Here is a 16,971-nt window from a genome sequence, read left to right on the forward strand (position 1 = left end):
GTTCTGAATTCGTCTGGTTGCGCGCGCGGCCGTCGGCCGCCGCCGCGTCACGCGCGCCGGCGGCGCCGGGCGGTCGCGCCCGACCCGAGCTGCTTCAGCGCGGCGGGTGTGCCGTTCAGGAACGCGTCGATCAGCCGCTCGATTTCGGTGTCGAGATCGTCGGGCACCGGCAGGCCGTAGACCCACTTGCGGACGCCGAGATAGAAGATGCTCGCGTGCAGGCTCCAGACCAGTTCGATTTCCGCATTGCGCTGGGCCTCCGTCGCCGGCGTGGCGATGTCGTACTCGTGCCGCAGCTCGCGCAGCACCGGCAGGAAGACGCGTTCGCGCAGCCGCGACAGGTAGCGCGTGTTGAAACCCTCGCGGCTGAGCCCCGCGAAGATGAAGGTGCGGATCCATTCGCGCCGCAGGATGGTTTGCGCGTAGGAGCGATAGAACGCGACGAGCCGTTCCTGCAGCGAGACCGTGCGGTCGGCGATCAGTTTTTCCCAGTCGGGATTCCACGTGTAGATCTCGTCGTAGACGCGATCGATCAGCGCTTCCTTGCTCGGAAAGTACCGGTACAGCAGCGGCTGGGTCACGCCGATCTGCCGCGCGAGCTCGCGCGTGCTGCCGGAAAAGCCGTGCGTCGCGAAGTGCTCGATCGCCTTCTCGACGATCTGCCGCTCGCGCGCTTCCGGCGCGAGCCGGCGGCCCGGCGTGACGGCGTTGCCGTCGGCGTCGGTCCCGGGCTCGCGGGCCGGCGTGCTGCGTTTTCTGTCGGTCATTCATCGGCTCCTGATGGCGCGCATGCCTAAACTATCGATCGAAAAATAACACGATCGGGGCCGCGAATACGGCGTGTGGCGCGGCTTTTGTTGCGGTGCTGATTTCCTTGCGGGATCACCCTGCGTCGAACCGGACCGGCGCCCCCGTCCTGTGCTCGAGCCGGCGGATTCAGAAAATTTCAGGCTGCCGCCAAGACATTTAGGCCGGCCTTCACTACTCTAGCTTCCGAACCGCCGCATGGGCCGGATGCCAGTCGGCAAGCCGGACCGGTCGGCGAAACCGGAGCGCAACATGCTTTATCTGATCTCGCCACGCGCAGGCATGGCGGACGCCGGCGCAGTCGACACATACGAGGAAGTCGGGCCATGCCTTCGCAGCAAGTAACCGCGGGCTCCACCGCCGCACCCGATCACGTGCGCGGCGAGGACGTGTTTCTCGCGTCGATCGCGGGTTATGTCGACACGCTCGGCTTCGTCGCGCTGTTCGGCCTGTTCACCGCGCACGTCACCGGCAACTTCATCCTGATCGGCTCGGGGCTGGCCGGCGTCGGGCAAGGGCTCGTGATCAAGTGGCTCGCGTTTCCGGCTTTCATCGCCGGCATCGTCGGCGCGCGCGTGCTCGACCACCGGATGCGCGTGCTGGGCCATGGCGTGCGCGCACGTTCGCTGTATGCGCTGCAGGCCGTGCTGCTGGCCGGGTTCATGCTGGCCGGCGTGATGGCGTCGCCGATCGCCGACGCCGACGCGCCGCGGACGATCCTGTGCGGCCTGCTCGGCGCCGCGGCGATGGGCGTCCAGAACGCGCACGGCCGGCTGACGGCCCGCTCGGTCGTCGCCAACACGGTGATGACGGGCAACGTCACGCAGGCGGTGATCGATGCATTCGACTGGCTCGTGCCGCTCGCGGCGCCTGCCGAGCGGGAAGCCGCGCGTGCGCGGCTGCGGCGCATGCTGCCGCCGATCGCGGGTTTCGCGCTCGGGGCAGGAGCGGGGGCCGCGGCGTATGTGTTCGCCGCCTTCTGGGCACTGGCGCTGCCGCTCGCGGCGCTGTGCTTCCTCGCCTATCAATCCGGTCGGCCCGACGCGCGGCCGACGTCACGCTGAATTCGCGCGCAGCGTACGGCTGCGCTTGCCACTTTCAAGGAGAACACGATGATTGCACTGAAGTTGCGACAGGTATTGCGGATGACGGCCGCGTCGACGGCCGTACTCGGCGCGTTGCTGGCGACCGCGCCGGCCCATGCCGACGAGACGCGCCTGCTGGAGACCTCGTCCGCGAAGGTGCCGGCCGTCGCGGTCGGCCCGCAATACGACACGACGCACGTGTGCGTCGCACCGGAAGATTTCGACCGCTTCACCGACAGCTTCGTCGCGACCTTCGGCGGCAAGAAGTCGCAGCAGGGCGTGTTCCAGGTCACGCCGACGCCGAGCCAGACGATGTCGCAGCTCGTGCTCACGCCGGTCGGCACGGTCTCGGTGTTCGGCTTCAAGACGCCGATCCCGTACCCGTTCTGCGACGAGCGTACCGGCTATCTCGTCACCGACATGGACGTCGCGGTGAAGTCGGCGCGCGCGCACGGCGCGGATGTGATCGTCGACACGTTCCCCGACCCGATCGGCCGCGACGCGATCGTCCGCTGGCCGGGCGGCGTGAACATGCAGCTTTACTGGCACACCCAGGCGCCGCACTACGACGCGCTGCAGACGGTGCCGGAAAACCGTGTGTACGTGTCGCCGGAAAGCGCGAGCAAGCTGGTGCACGACTTCGTCGCGTTCTCGCGCGGCAAGGTCGTGTCCGACGTGCGCAAGGCGCCGGGCATCGAGATCGGCCGGCCGAACGACACGTACCGCCGCATCCGCATCGAGTCGGGTTTCGGCAAGATGACCGTGCTTGCGACGGACGGCCATCTGCCTTACCCGTTCGGCCGCGAGATGACGGGCTATGAAGTGCCGGATCTGGCCGCGACGCTGAAGCAGGCGCAGGCCGCGGGCGTGACCGTGCTGGTGCCGACGTTCACGTCGGACGGGCGCGATGCCGCGCTCGTGCAGTTCCCGGGCGGCTACGTCGCCGAGATCCACGCGCGGTCGAAATAATGGGCCGCCGGCGGATGGGACGAGCATGGCGGCGCGTGCTGCCGGCCGCCGTGCTGGCGGGCGGCGTCGCGACGTACGCCGGTACGGCGGCCGGCGCCGAGGAATCGGCGGCGCCGGCCTCGACCACGACTGCCGGCACGTCGTGCACGGCCAAACGGCCGACCGTGCTGTTCAACCGCTGGCAGGAAGACTGGTCGGTGCTCGCGAATCCGTGCGTGCCGCGCAAGCCGCTCGATGCGCTGAAGTACATCCCGCTGGGCGCCGACCCGTCGACCTACCTGTCGCTCGGCGCGAACCTGCGCGAGCGCTTCGAGCTGAACAACGCGCCGCTGTTCGGGCTCGGCGCCGCGCATGACGACAATTACGTGATCCAGCGCGCGACGGTGCACGCGGACCTGCGTTATGCCGGGCATTTTCAGGCGTTCGTCCAGTTCGTCGATGCGCGGCCGTTCGGCAAGGATACGGTCGGGCCCGTCGACAAGGACCAGCTCGATATCGAGCAGGCGTTCGTCGCGTATGTCGACCAGGTCGGCGGCGGCACGTTCAAGACCCGCATCGGCCGGCAGGAGATGGCCTTCGACTTGCAGCGCTTCGTGTCGGTGCGCGACGGCCCGAACGTGCGTCAGGCGTTCGACGCGCTGTGGGCGGATTACGAAATCGGCAAATGGCGGCTGATCGGCTATGTGACGCGCCCGGTGCAGTACCGCAACGACGCGGTGTTCGACGACGTGTCGAACCGGCACCTGCGATTCGACGGCGTGCGCATCGAGCGCAACGGCACGGGCCCCGGCGACCTGTCGGGCTACTGGTCGCGCTATACGCGCGACAACGCGCGCTATCTCGCCGGGGCCGGGAACGAGCGGCGCGACGTATTCGACCTGCGCTACGCGGGCAAATCCGGCCGGCTCGACTGGGACGTCGAGGCGATGCTGCAGACGGGGCACATCGGGCAGGACACGATCGGTGCGTGGGCGTTCGGCGCGCTGGGCGGCTACACGTTCGCGAAGACGCCGGGCACGCCGCGCATCGGCATCCAGGTCGACGGCGCGTCGGGCGACAAGCACCCCGGCGACGGGCGCATGGGCACCTTCAACCCGCTGTTCCCGAACGGCTATTACTTCACGCTCGCCGGCTACACCGGCTACAGCAACCTGATTCACGTGAAGCCGTCGCTGACGTTCAAGCCGGCGAGCAACGTGACGGTGCTGACCGCGGTCGGTTTCCAGTGGCGCGAGACGACGGCCGACGCGATCTACGGGCAAGGGATGTCGGTGGTGCCCGGCACGGCCGGCAAGGGCGGTTCGTGGACGGGCATGTATGCGCAGGCCCGCGTGGACTGGCTCGTCAATCCGAACCTGGCGCTGGCCGTCGAGGCCGTGCATTTCCAGGTCGCCGACTCGATTCGCGCGCTCGGTGCGCGCAATGCCGACTATGTCGGCGTGGAAGCGAAGTTCGGCTGGTAACGCGGCGCGCCGCGCGGCTCAGTGCTGCGCGCGCGCCAGCGCTTCGACAAAATCGATGAACGCCGTGACGCGCTTCGAGCCGCGCTGATTCGGCAGGTAGAGCGCGGTGACGACCGAGCGCGCCGCATCGGGCGTGACGTCGTACTGTTCGAAGAGCCTGCGCAGGCGGCCCGACTGGACGTCGGCATCGACCAGCCAGTCGGGCAGCAGCGCGATGCCGGCGCCGTCGAGCACGGCATCGCGCAACACTTCGCTGTGGTTCGATTTCAGGCGCCCGGCGACGAGCACTTTCGTCGTGCCGTGCGCATCGGCAAACGTCCACGCCTGCTGGTCGCCGCCGAAATGAAAGCGCAGGCACCCGTGATCGACCAGCTCGCCCGGCGCCGATGGCGTGCCGTGTGCATCGAGGTAGTCGTGGCTCGCGACGACATAGCGCTGGAACGTGCCGAGCTGCCGCGCGACGACTTCCGCGGACGGCGCCGCTTCGCCGAGCCGGATCGCGACGTCGATCCGGCTGGTGACGAGATCGACGCGTTCGTCGGTGAGCTGCAGGTCGAGGTCGAGCTTCGGATAGCGCGCGAGGAAGGCCGCGACGTGCGGCGCGATGCGGCGCCTGCCGTACGCGACCGGTACCGACACGCGCAGCGGTCCGGACGGCTCGTCGCCGCGATCGGCGACCAGCGCGTCGGCTTCCGCGAGTTCCTCGAGCAGCCGCTTCGCGCGAGCGTAGTACACGGAGCCGGCATCGGACAGCGTGACCTGTCGCGTCGTGCGGTTCAGCAGCACGGTGCCGAGCGACGCTTCGAGTGCATCCACCGCGCGCACCACCGACGACGCCGCAAGTTCGAGACGCCGTCCCGCGCTCGAGAAGCCGCCGGCTTCCGCTACTTCCACGAACGCGCGCAGCGCGGAGAATTTGTCCATGTCGTCGCCTGTGTGACTTCGTGCCTTTGTGCCATTGTGCGTACTGCAACGATGCGTTGCGTGCTGTTGGCATTCTATCGCCGGCCCGCAAGCGCTATCTTCAGGACTGGCAATGTACAGGAAGGAGCGTGCGATGAAACCCCTCGAAGTAACGGTGACCTACGACCTCATCTGCCCGTGGTGCTGGATCTCGGAGCACCGGCTTGCGGAGGCGATCGACGAAGCCGGCCTCGCCGGCAACGTGAGCGTCCGGTTCGTGCCGTTCGAACTGAACCCGACGATGCCGGCCGGCGGCATCGATCGCAAGGCATACCGGAGCGCGAAGTTCGGCAGTTGGGCGCGCTCGCAGGCACTCGACGCGCATGTCGCCGAAGCAGGCCGGGCGGCGGGCCTCGTGTTCGATCATGCGCGGATCGCGCGCACGCCGAACACGCGGCTTGCACACCGGCTCGTCTGGTACGCGCAGCAAAGCGGCAGCGCGGTCGCGCTCGTCGATGCATTGTTTGCCGCGTATTTCCGTGATGGCCGCGATATCGGCGATGCGGACGTGCTGGTCGAGATTGCGGTGCTCGTCGGTTTGCCGGGCGACGCGGTGCGTGCGTTCCTCGCTTCCGGCGAAGGGCTCGACGCGGTGGTCGCGCTCGAAGCGGACGCGGTGCGCGAAGGCGTCGCTTCGGTGCCGTCGACGCGCATCGGGCAGTCGATCGTCAGCGGCGCACAGCCGGCTGCCGTCTTTCGCGATGCATTGATTGACGCGCAGCGCGCGCCTGACCATATCGCCTGAATCCGGGCTGGCACCGCCGAGGCACGGCTTTCAGAACGATTCATGTCCCGCTCAGGATTATTGCGAATACGGCCGGTAAGCTCGGGGTCGTGCGCACCTCGCCCGCCAGGCCGGCAGGCCGGTGCGCAACGTCGCAATGTCGATACGCAACCCGGGAAACGGACATGAAGAACCTGAATTGGCGCACGCGCTTGGCGCGCTCGGGCGGCATGCTGCTCGTCGCGTGGTGCGTCGGCATCCTCGCATCGGTCGCGTTCGCCGTCGAGCCGGGTGGCGGCAACCAGGCCCCCGGCTTCTATCGGCAGACGCTCGGCGATCTGCAGATCGTCGCGCTGTCCGACGGCACGCATCCGTTTCCGATCGATACTGTTTTCCGCGATATCTCGAAGGAAGAAATCCGGCGCGATCTCGATCGCGAGTTTCTCGAGCCGCCGGTGCAGGGGTCGATCAACGCGTTCCTGGTCGACACGGGATCGAAGCGGATTCTCGTCGATACCGGCGCCGGCGTGCTGTACGGCGACTGCTGCGGCAAGCTGCTCGCGAACCTGCGTGCGGCAGGCTACGCGCCGGAGCAGATCGACGAAGTGTTGCTCACGCACCTGCACAAGGATCATGTCGGCGGCATCGTGTCGAACGGCAGGATGACATTTCCGAATGCGGTCGTCCGCGTGAACGAGATCGAGGCGAACTACTGGCTCGATCCGGACAACAAGGCACAGGCACCGGCGTTCCTCGCGTCGTTTTTCGATGCGGCGGCCGCGTCGGTCGCGCCGTACGTCGCGGCCGGACGCTTCCGGACGTTTCGCGGCGAAGCGACGCTCGCCCCCGGCATTCGCGCGGTGCCGATGCCCGGCCATACGCCGGGCCATACGGCCTATCTGATCGAGAGCGGCAACGCCGGACTGCTCGCGTGGGGCGACATCGTGCACGTCGCGGCGATCCAGTTGCAGGATCCGGACGCGACCGTCCAGTACGACAGCGATGCCGACGCGGCGCGCCGCACCCGGCGCGATACGCTGAAGCGCGTCGCGGACAAGCGTTATCTGGTCGGCGCCGCACACATCGCGTTTCCCGGGCTCGGGCATTTGCGCAGGGACGGGGAGCAGTACGACTGGGTGCCGGTCAACTACGACACGACGCCGCTTCGATGACGCGAAGGCGCGCGGCAGCAGTGGCCGCGCGTGACGGAATCAGCGCGACAGTTCGCGCCGCCATACGCCCGGCGGATGGCCGACGATGCGCGCGAACACGCGGTTCAGGTGGCTCTGGTCCGCGAAGCCGCAGGCGGCCGCGATTTCCGCGAGCGTCATGTCGGTCGTCTCGATCAGTTGCCGGGCGCGGATCACGCGCTGTTCGAGCAGCCATTGATGCGGCGTGCGCCCGGTCGTGCGCGAGAACGCACGGATGAAATAGCCGCGCGACAGATCGCATTCATGGGCCACTTCCTCGATCGACACGCCGAGATTCGCCTTTTCCATCAGAAGCTCTTTGGCGAGCGCTGCCTTGGCCGGCGACAGCAGGCCCTTGCGCTGCAGGTCGCGCGCGTGCGCATTGCCGTAGCGGCATGCGAGATGCGTGCCGATCGCGAGCCCCATCTGCTCGACGAACAGCGCGTTCAGCGCGCCGGGCGCGTCGAGGCTGTTGGCGACGGCGTGTGCGAGATGGCCCAGCACCGCGTCCTGCACGTCGGGCGCGCAGGTCAGGCCGCCGATTTCCGTTCCGTCGTGCTCGCGGCCGAGGCGGTCGAGGTAGCTGTGCGACAGCTCGACGAGCACGAAGTCGAACTTGCCGTACAGGTCGGCGCGGAAATTCCGGGAAAAATCGCGAATGTAGATCGAGTTGTGCTGAAACCGCCGCTCGGATGTGCCGGCCCCGCCGTAGATCGTGCGCCGGTGCCCGCCATTGAGCGACACGCCGATCAGGAAGCCGCGATCGCTGGCCGCCATCTCGATGCGCTCGAATTGCTCGTCGCGCATGCATTTGCGATGGAGCTTCAGGCCGCCGACCGACCTTTCAATATCCTTGTGAAGCAGGCTCGAGATGCATCCGAGCGTGTCTTTCGGCGGCGCCGCAGGGGGGGCAACGAGGGGGGCTTGCATGGTGGAACGATCCTTCGATGGGGTACGGCGCGCGAGCATTTTCACGCGCAGTTTAAACGGTGCACCCGACAGCCCCAAGATAACTTGAATAAATGTCCGCTGCCTGACGAAATGCTTGCAGCGGACCGATCCGTGCCGCGTCGGCCCGGCAGGCGTGCGAAGGCGCCATCCCGATCGGTATTGCCCCATTTATATCTGCGCGATGTGGGTTCGGTGGCGTGCCGATGCGGCGGTCGCCAGCGCATTTTCCTTCAAGATTTTTGTTTATACGGCGTTTACACTCGGCCCACTTTTTGAGATTTTGCGCCCGGCCTGCAGGGCTGGCCGGGTGCGCATTCCCGCCCCGGTGAACTGCCGTGTTCACATGGCGGTCATCGTGGGGAACCTGGAGGCGGCCATGATCCAGATCGGGACGTTGTCGGTGGATTTCGAGCAGCGAGACATTCGCTGCCATGGCGCGTCGCTGCGTATTGGCGCACGCGCGCTTGACATACTGGAAGTACTGCACCGCGCCAACGGTTCCGTCGTGTCGAAGGACGACATCATGGATGCCGTCTGGCCGGGCCTGATCGTCGAGGAGAACCGGCTGCAGGTCCATGTCGCGACGTTGCGCAAGGCGCTGGGTGCGAACCGCGACCTGATCAAGACGGTGCCGGGCCGCGGCTACCTGCTGATCGCGAATCCTGCCGCCGCACACGCGGCGGCACCGCGCGCGACCGCATTGCCGCCCGACGCCGTCGCGGCTGCCCGTCCGGTTCCGCTGGTCGGACGTCAGGCCGAGATCGAGCAGATCGTCGACATGATCGAACGCGCGCCGGTCGTCACGCTGGTCGGTGCGGGCGGCATCGGCAAGACGAGCCTGGCCGACCGGGTCGCGCACGAGCTGCGCAGCCGGTCCGGCGAGCGCGTCCTGTTCGTGGCGCTGGCGAGTGCCGCGACGCGCGACGACGTGCTGCTCGCGATTGCCGCGGAACTTGGGCTCGACACGGATGGCTTGCCGGACCTCGACCGGATCGGCGATGCGTTCGCCGCGTCGCCGGGCCTGATCGTGCTCGACAACGCGGAGCACGTCGTCGATCTGGTTGCCGACCTCGTCGATACGCTGACGTCGCGCGCCGCATCGCTGCGCGTGCTCGTGACGAGTCGCGAGCCGCTTCATATCTCGGTAGAAGCCGTGTTTCGCGTGAGTCCGCTGGCGGTGCCGGACGGCGGTGCATCCGTCGACGAGATCGTGCGCCATTCGGCCGTCGAGCTGTTCCTGGCGCGGATCCGCGCCGCCACGCCCGACTGCGCGGTCGATCCGGCCGGCATCCGGCTGATCGGCGACATCTGCCGGCGTCTCGACGGGCTGCCGCTGGCGATCGAACTGGCCGCCGCGCGCGTCGCGACGCTCGGGCTCGAGGTCGTCGCGTCGCGTCTCGACGACCGGCTGAACCTGCTGACGGGCGGGCTTCGCTCGGCGCTGCCGCGCCACCAGACGTTGCGGGCGACGTTCGACTGGAGCTACGTGCTGCTGGATGCGGCCGCGCGGTCGCTGTTTCGTCGGATGGCGTGCTTCATCGGCCCGTTTACGTTCGATGCCGCCCGCGAGGTCGCGATGGAGCCCGGCATGTCGGCCGCCGAGATGATCGCGGTGCTCGGCGAACTGGTCGCGAAATCGCTGGTGACCGTCGAGTTCGACGGCGCGCAGGCGCGCTACCGGTTGACGGAATCGACGCGCGCGTACGCGCTCGAGAAGCTGCATAACGAGGGCGAATTCGACGCCATCGCCGAGCGTCATGCGTGCTACGAACGTGAGCAGGGGGAAGCGCGGATGCAGACGCAGGCACAAGCCGCGGATCTCGCGAGCCTGCGTCTCGCCGCGGGTGCACCGACGCCCCGCGAGCCCGTGGCGGCCGAGCCGCAGGCGCTGGAAACGGACGCGCTGGCGCTCGCGTTGCTGGAGCCGGCGCACATGCGCGAATGTTCGATACCGGCGAGACGGGCGCTCGACGCAATCGAGGCCGAAGGGGCAGGAGGCGTCGACGCGGCGCGCGAGATGCGCTTGCGCGCGGCCTATGCGGCGGCGCTGCTGCATACCGATGGCGATACGCACACGGCCGCCGCGATGTGGGACAGGACGCTCGGTCTCGCGGGCCGGATCGGCGACGAGGCGTTCGACGCGCGCGCGCTGGTCGGGCTGTGGAACACGATGCTGACGCGCTCCGACATCCACGAATCGTTGCGCTACGCGACGCGCTTCGAGCGCGCCGCCGAGCGGCGGGGCGACCGGTCGCAGCGGCTGCTGGCGAACGCGATGGTCGCGACCTCGCTGCATTACTTCGGCGAGCATGCGCAGGCGCGCGAGCGGCTGGAGGCGGCGACGGCCGAGCTGGCCGAGGTCGGCGAGCCGTCGTGCGCGGAGGCGGCGCTGGGGATCGACGTCGCGACGCTCGGCCGGACGATGCTGACGCGGCTCGTGTGGATGCAGGGCGATCCGGAATATGCGATGCGACTGGCGGCGCAGGCGGTCGAATGTGCGCGCCGCGCCGGGTCGGGGCTGGCGTTATGCGTCGTGCTCGGCGCCGCGGCCGTACCGATTGCATTGCGCTATGGCGACCACGACGTGATTTCCGACTATCTCGGCACGCTGCGATCGACCGCCGAGGCGAACGGGTTCGACATCTGGCTCAGCCACGCGGAATGTCTGGCCGGGCAGTTCGACATGCAGGCCGGGCACCCCGGTGCCGGGCTCGCGCGGCTCGAGCCCGCGCTGCGGCGCATCGAAACGAGCGGATTCAGGCGCGTGCTCGCGCCGCTGACCGTCGCGTACGCGGAAGGACTGACGCGCACGGGCCGCGCGGCCGAGGCCTGCACGAAGCTCGACGCGACGCTCGCGCGCTGCCGCGCGCACGGCGAGCATCTGTTCGTGCCCGAACTGTTGCGCGCCCGGGGGCTCGCGATGCTCGAGCAGGGCCGCACCGCCGATGCGGACCTCGCGATCGCCTGCGAAGCCGACGGGCACCGTCATCTGCTGATGGGGATCCATACCGCGAACGGGCAAGGGGCCGCGATGTGGGCGCTGCGCGGCACGCTCGATCTCGCCGATCACCTGATCGAGCGTGGGCGGACCGCGCAGGCTTCGTCGCTGGTGGCGAGTCTGTCGGGGCATTTCGATCCGCAATCGCGTGCGTTCGACGTTCGCCGGCTGGCACGCGTGCAGAACTTCGTGCGCCCGGAGACGACACCGTCGACGTCCCGTACGCGCATGCGGCACGAGACGGCGGATGCAATGCAGCAGGTGGCGTAGCGGCGCGCCCGGCCCGCGCAGGACGCCGCCGCGCCATCGCGCCGCGGCCTGCCGGACCGATCGATCAACGTTCAAGGGGAAGTGGATGGTCCGTGTATCGTCAATCCGGGTGCATGCCGCGTGCGGCCGTATGCCGGCTTTCGGCGCAAGCGGGAGGCACGACAGTGCTTAAGGCGACGGAACCCGCCGAAGCGGCGGACCTCATCGTATGCAACGGCAAGATCGCGACGCAGGACGACCGGCAGTCGTTCGTGACCGCGCTCGCGGTGAAGGACGGCCGGATCCTCGCGGCCGGCAGCGGGCACGACGTGATGCGCCATGCGCGCGCCGACACGCTGCGCATCGACCTGAACGGCCGCACCGTGATCCCGGGGCTGAACGATTCGCACCTGCACATGATCCGCGGCGGCCTGAATTTCAACCTGGAACTGCGCTGGGACGGCGTGCCGACGCTGGCCGATGCGCTCGCCATGCTGCGTCGCCAGGTGTTGCGCACGCCTGCGCGGCAGTGGGTGCGCGTCGTCGGCGGCTGGACCGAATTCCAGTTCGCGGAAAAACGCGGGCCGACGGTGGCCGAACTCAACGCGATCGCACCCGACACGCCGGTCTTCATCATGCACCTGGGCGATAGCGCGCTGCTGAACGCGGCCGCGCTGCGCGCGATCGGCTATGGCCGCGACACGTCGGATCCGCCCGGCGGCGAGATCCAGCGCGATCGCCTCGGCAGGCCGACCGGCATGCTGATCGCGCGCCCGGACATGGGCGTCCTGCACACGGCGCTCGAGAAGGGCCCGAAGCTCGGCCACGACGACCAGATGAATTCGATGCGGCATTTCATGCGCGAACTGAACCGCCTCGGCGTGACGAGCGCGATCGACGCCGGCGGCGACTTCCAGGCCTTTCCGGACGACTATGGCGCGATCCTGGCGCTCGCGCAGCGCGGCGAACTGACGGTGCGCATCGCGTACAGCCTGTTCGTGCAGCATCCCGGACGGGAACTCGACGACTACGCGCGCTGGGTGACGCTGGCGAAGCCCGGCGACGGCGACGCGTTCCTGCGGATGAACGGCGCCGGCGAACTGCTGGTGTATTCGGCAGCCGATTTCGGGAATTTTCTCGAACCGCGCCCCGACCTGCCCGCGGCGCTCGAGGCCGAACTGGCCGCGGTGGTCCGGCTGCTGGTGCGGCACCGCTGGCCGTTCCGGCTGCACGCGACGTACGACGAATCGATCGGCCGGTTCCTGAACGTGCTCGAAGCGGTGAACCGCGACATGCCGTTCGACGGGCTGCGCTGGTTCTTCGATCACTGCGAGACGATTTCGGATGCGAACATCGCGCGCATCGCCGCACTCGGCGGCGGCGTGACGGTCCAGCACCGGATGGCGTTCCAGGGCGAGTACTTCATTGCGCGCTACGGCGCCGAAGCGGCCATGCGCACGCCGCCGATCCGCGCGATGCTGGCGGCCGGGCTGCCGGTCGGCGCGGGCACCGATGCGACGCGCATCGCGAGCTACAACCCGTTCGTGTCGCTGTACTGGATGGTGTCCGGGCGCACGGTCGGGGGCACGGCGCTCTATCCCGAACGCAACCGGCTCAGCCGGATGGAAGCGCTGCGCCGCTACACGGTCGGCAGCGCATGGTTCTCGAACGAGGACGACCGCAAGGGCGCGCTGGTGCCCGGCCAGTACGCGGATTTCGCGGTGCTGACGGACGACTACTTCACGATCGACGAAGCACTGATCAAATCCTTGTCGTCGGTGCTGACGGTCGTCGACGGCAAGGTCGTGCACGCGGACGACGAGTTCGCGCCGCTCGCGCCGCCGCCGCTGCCGGTCAGCCCCGCGTGGTCGCCGGTGGCCGAATTCGGCGGTGTCGGCAGAATCGGCCAACGTCGTCTGGCTGCGTCGACGCAGCCGCGGGCGGCGGCTGGCGATGGCCCGGATGCCGGTGCCGCGCGCGGTCGCGGGCGTCGTTTCGCTTGGTGCCTTCATGCGGCCGCGACAGAGGCCGTGGAGCGGTACGAAGTATCGGGTTACCCCGGTTTCGCCTGTTAGGTTGACGCGGATTCGGCGGGCATGCCGGCACGCGTCGTGCCGCGCGGCGAGAAGCATGGATAATTTTTCGCCCCCGGCGTGGGGCAGAAGGAGACGAGATGAGTTCTGCGCACACCTGCGCACGGACCGACGACGAAGTCGCCGGCGTCCGCATTCCCCGGACGCCGATGGCGATCGAGGCCGCCGAAGCGGCATGCGCGTCGCTGCCGCTGGTGATCACCGATCACGCTTGCCGGGTGTTCGTCCTCGCGTCGCTGGCCGCGCGCCGTGCAGGCGAGACCTGCAATGCCGATGCGCTGTACGTGGCCGCGATGTACGCGAACATGGGATTGAGCACCGCATATGGCCGCTCGGCCGAGCGCTACGAACTCGACAGCGCCGATGCCGCCGACGCGTTCCTGCTGCGCCATCAGACATTGCAGTGCATGCGCGACGACGTGTGGCACGCGATCGCGCTGCATACGACGCCCGGCGTGGCCGCACGCGTGTCGCCGCTCGCGCGTGTGCTGGCGTCCGCCGTATCGACCGACCTGATGGCAACCGACTTCGACGCGTATTCGGCCGACGAGCGGCGGGCGCTGCTCGCCGCGTACCCGCGCGGCGACGGGTTCAGCGACGCGTTCCTCGACGCGATCGCGCGCGGGGTCGCGCACCGGCCGGCGTCGACGTTCGGCACGTGGAGCGCCGACGTGCTCGAGCGCGCCGATCCGGATTTTCACCGGCCGAATTTCTGCGGACGCGTGCTGGGCGCACGCTGGAAAGACGCGTGAGCGGGTCCGTACGGCAGGTTCGACCGAGGTCGGCGACGGCCTGAGCGAGACCGCATCGAGCCGTCACCGGTGCGGCGTTCACGCGTTCCGGCCCGCCACGTCGTGCCGCGCATAGTCGACGTATCCCGCGCGGTCGCCGCCGTACCAGCCGACCGGCTTCGGCGCGGCGAGCGGCGCATTCGCCGCGAGGCGTTCGACGAGATCGGGGTTGGCGATATACGCGCGCGCGAACGCGACGAGATCGGCGTCGCCCGCATCGATCAGCGCATTCGCGGCATCCGGCGCGATGCCGCCGTTGACGATCAGCGTGCCGCCGAAGGTCTTGCGCGTGTTCCCGACGATGCGCGGCAGGTCGGGCTCGCCGCTCCAGCCGTTGGTGTCCGCCGCGTGCAGATAGGCGACGCCGGCTTCGTCGAGCATGCGGCCGACGTATGCGTACGTCGCATCCGGATCCGCGTCGCGCACGTTGTTGTACTTCGCGTACGGCGAGATGCGCACACCCACGCGGTCGAGCGGCATCACGCCGCCGACCGCGTCGACGATTTCCTCGAGGAAGCGCGCGCGGTTCGCGACCGAGCCGCCGTAGCGGTCGTCTCGGCGGTTCAGCGTCGACGACAGGAACTGGTGCGGCAGGTAGCCGTTGGCTGCATGGATCTCGACGCCGTCGAAGCCGGCCGCCATCGCGCGGACGGCCGCCTGGCGGAATTCGTCGACTGTCCCGGCGACTTCGTCCGTCGTCATCGCGCGCGACGGCGTCGCGTGGATCTTCGTGTAATAGCCGTTCTGCAACTGCGCCCACACCTGCAACTGCTCGAGATCGTCGTTGACGCCGGACGGCGACAGCGGAGCGTCGCCGCCGAGCAGCGTCAGCGAGCTGACCCGGCCGCCGTGCCACAACTGCGCGAAGATGCGGCCGCCGTTCGCGTGGACCGCGTCCGTGATCTGCTTCCAGCCGGCCGCCTGCTCGTCGGTGACGAGCCCCGGCGTCAGTTCGAACGACGCGGAGGCCGGGCTGACGTTGGTCGCTTCGGTGACGATCAGGCCGGCGGACGCGCGCTGTGCGTAGTACTCGGCCATGAGTCCGGTCGGCTGGCCGCGCGACGGCGCGCGCGAACGCGTCATCGGCCCCATCACGACACGGTTGGGAAGCGGCAGGCCGCGCAGGTCGTAGTGGCTGAGCAGGGAAGACATGATGGATTCCTTTGGCGTGGAGCAGGGCGGCGCCGCGTATTGGCCGGTTGCGACCGGCGCAACGGCGGGCCCTGCGAATGGTTCGGGGATGGTGTGGGTGACGTGCCGGCAGCGTTCCGGCGCGCGAACGGCCCGGTGGGCGGGATTCGCGCGTGAACCGGTGCCGGCGCCGGTTCAGGTCCGTGCGTGGCGTACCGCGTGCGGACGCCCGATCACGAGGTAGTGGGCGAGCGCGATGATCGGGAACGCGCCGGCGACCGCGGCGACGAGCGGCCAGCCGCCATGCTCGTACAGCGGGCTCGCGAGCGCGGAGCCGATCGCGCCGCCGACGAAGATGCTCGTCATGTACAGCGCGTTCAGGCGGTTGCGGCTCGCCGCGTGCAGCGCGTAGATCTCGCGCTGGCCGAGCACCATGTTCATCTGCACCGCGAAATCGAGCACGATGCCCGTGACGACGAGGCCATACAGGCCGGCGCCGTGGATCAGCGCGACCGCGTACGACAGCGCGCCGGCGACCAGCGCGATCAGCGTTGCACGTACGCCGTGGCCCGCATCCGCGAGGCGGCCGGCGACCGGCGCCGACGTCGCGCCGATTGCGCCGACCAGCGCGAACAGGCCGATGGCCGATTGCGACAGCCCGTAGTGACGCGTCAGCTCGACCGGCACGGCGGTCCAGAACAGGCTGAACGACGCGAACATCAGGCCCTGGTAGAACGCACGATGGCGCAGCACCGGCATCGTGCGGACCAGGTGCAGCAGCGAGCCGATCAGCTCGAAGTAGGTCGCGCGATGATCGGGCTGGCGCGACGGGATCGTCAGCGCGAGCACGGCCGTCACGAGCGTCATCAGCACGGCGGCGGCCGCGAACACGAAGCGCCAGCCGAACGCGTCGGCCACGACGCTCGACAGCGGGCGCGCGAGCAGGATGCCGAGCAGCAGGCCGCCCATGATCGTGCCGACCACGCGGCCGCGCGAATGGTCCGGCGCGAGGTGCGCGGCGAGCGGCACCAGGATCTGCACGGCGACCGAGCTGAAGCCGATCAGCAGCGAAATCGCGAGGAACATCCCGGGCGTCTGGACGACCGCGGCCGCCGCGAGGCTCGCGATCGACACGACGGCCGTGACGATCATCAGCTTGCGGTTCTCGAGCAGGTCGCCGAGCGGCACGATGAAGAACAGGCCGAGCGCGTAGCCGATCTGCGTCAGCGACACGATCAGGCTCGCGGTTTCGCCGGACATGTGCAGGCTGGGCGCGATGAGTTCGGTGATCGGTTGCGCGTAGTACAGGTTGGCGACGATCGCGCCGCAACTGAACGCGAACAGCAGGATGAGGCCCTGCGTGAGCTTGGCCGCGTGCCCGTGGGCCGCGGCCGGGGTGGATTCTGCTGACATGGTCGACTCCTTGGAAAGAGATGTCGGGTGCCGGTTCATCCGGCGGGCGTGACGATTGCCGTCGCGGCGAAACGGAAGCCACCGCATTGCCGTCAAGGTTATTGATCGACCGATAACAAGGGAATACGTCCGGCGCGCAATCGA

Annotated in this window: 13 protein-coding genes; 8 read left to right on the forward strand and 5 right to left on the reverse strand. The window is 68.7% G+C overall.

Features of this window, described 5'->3' with window-relative positions:
• Positions 1-47 precede the first annotated feature (47 nt).
• Complete coding sequence (locus tag ABD05_RS32220; RefSeq protein ID WP_047904211.1) at positions 48-767, reverse strand: TetR/AcrR family transcriptional regulator; 720 nt, start codon at positions 765-767, stop codon at positions 48-50.
• 366 nt (positions 768-1,133) lie between these two features.
• On the opposite strand from ABD05_RS32220, the gene ABD05_RS32225 reads away from it, so the two are divergent.
• The 3 genes from ABD05_RS32225 to ABD05_RS32235 are packed head-to-tail and all read left to right on the forward strand — an operon-like array spanning position 1,134 to position 4,324.
• Positions 1,134-1,871 (forward strand): YoaK family protein, encoded by a 738-nt coding sequence (locus tag ABD05_RS32225; protein ID WP_047904212.1) that lies wholly within the window; start codon positions 1,134-1,136, stop codon positions 1,869-1,871.
• 48 nt (positions 1,872-1,919) lie between these two features.
• Positions 1,920-2,861 (forward strand): VOC family protein, encoded by a 942-nt coding sequence (locus ABD05_RS32230; protein WP_047904213.1) that lies wholly within the window; start codon positions 1,920-1,922, stop codon positions 2,859-2,861.
• A 14-nt stretch (positions 2,862-2,875) separates the two neighbouring features.
• Complete coding sequence (locus tag ABD05_RS32235) at positions 2,876-4,324, forward strand: alginate export family protein (protein WP_047904214.1); 1,449 nt, start codon at positions 2,876-2,878, stop codon at positions 4,322-4,324.
• Positions 4,325-4,342: 18 nt separating this feature from the next.
• Here ABD05_RS32235 and ABD05_RS32240 read toward each other — a convergent pair whose 3' ends face one another.
• Entirely contained in the window at positions 4,343-5,248 is a 906-nt protein-coding gene (locus ABD05_RS32240; RefSeq protein WP_047904215.1) for a LysR family transcriptional regulator, read from the reverse strand.
• A 133-nt stretch (positions 5,249-5,381) separates the two neighbouring features.
• On the opposite strand from ABD05_RS32240, the gene ABD05_RS32245 reads away from it, so the two are divergent.
• Both ABD05_RS32245 and ABD05_RS32250 read left to right on the forward strand, forming a co-directional pair.
• A complete protein-coding gene (locus ABD05_RS32245) occupies positions 5,382-6,032 on the forward strand; it encodes a DsbA family oxidoreductase (protein ID WP_047904664.1) in 651 nt (216 codons plus the stop codon).
• A gap of 209 nt (positions 6,033-6,241) precedes the next feature.
• Positions 6,242-7,183, forward strand: a complete 942-nt coding sequence (locus ABD05_RS32250; RefSeq protein WP_148669209.1) for an MBL fold metallo-hydrolase — start codon at positions 6,242-6,244, stop codon at positions 7,181-7,183.
• A 39-nt stretch (positions 7,184-7,222) separates the two neighbouring features.
• Here ABD05_RS32250 and ABD05_RS32255 read toward each other — a convergent pair whose 3' ends face one another.
• Complete coding sequence (locus ABD05_RS32255) at positions 7,223-8,131, reverse strand: AraC family transcriptional regulator (RefSeq protein ID WP_047904217.1); 909 nt, start codon at positions 8,129-8,131, stop codon at positions 7,223-7,225.
• Between the two features lie 397 nt (positions 8,132-8,528).
• Between ABD05_RS32255 and ABD05_RS32260 the strand changes: the two genes are divergently transcribed.
• The 3 genes from ABD05_RS32260 (at position 8,529) to ABD05_RS32270 (ending at position 14,244) form a co-directional block, all read left to right on the forward strand.
• Entirely contained in the window at positions 8,529-11,420 is a 2,892-nt protein-coding gene (locus tag ABD05_RS32260; protein ID WP_047904665.1) for an ATP-binding protein, read from the forward strand.
• Between the two features lie 164 nt (positions 11,421-11,584).
• Complete coding sequence (locus tag ABD05_RS32265; protein ID WP_047904666.1) at positions 11,585-13,474, forward strand: amidohydrolase; 1,890 nt, start codon at positions 11,585-11,587, stop codon at positions 13,472-13,474.
• Between the two features lie 98 nt (positions 13,475-13,572).
• The gene (locus ABD05_RS32270; protein ID WP_047904218.1) at positions 13,573-14,244 is read left to right on the forward strand and encodes an HD domain-containing protein; all 672 of its coding nucleotides are present in this window, start codon (positions 13,573-13,575) and stop codon (positions 14,242-14,244) included.
• Positions 14,245-14,322: 78 nt separating this feature from the next.
• Here the strand turns inward: ABD05_RS32270 and ABD05_RS32275 are convergent, their stop codons facing one another.
• On the reverse strand, positions 14,323-15,435 hold the full coding sequence (locus ABD05_RS32275) for an alkene reductase (protein ID WP_047904219.1): 1,113 nt from the start codon (positions 15,433-15,435) through the stop codon (positions 14,323-14,325).
• A 174-nt stretch (positions 15,436-15,609) separates the two neighbouring features.
• The gene (locus tag ABD05_RS32280) at positions 15,610-16,827 is read right to left on the reverse strand and encodes an MFS transporter (protein WP_047904220.1); all 1,218 of its coding nucleotides are present in this window, start codon (positions 16,825-16,827) and stop codon (positions 15,610-15,612) included.
• Between the last annotated feature and the right edge of the window lie 144 nt (positions 16,828-16,971).

Source organism: Burkholderia pyrrocinia (assembly GCF_001028665.1).
GTDB lineage: Bacteria > Pseudomonadota > Gammaproteobacteria > Burkholderiales > Burkholderiaceae > Burkholderia > Burkholderia pyrrocinia.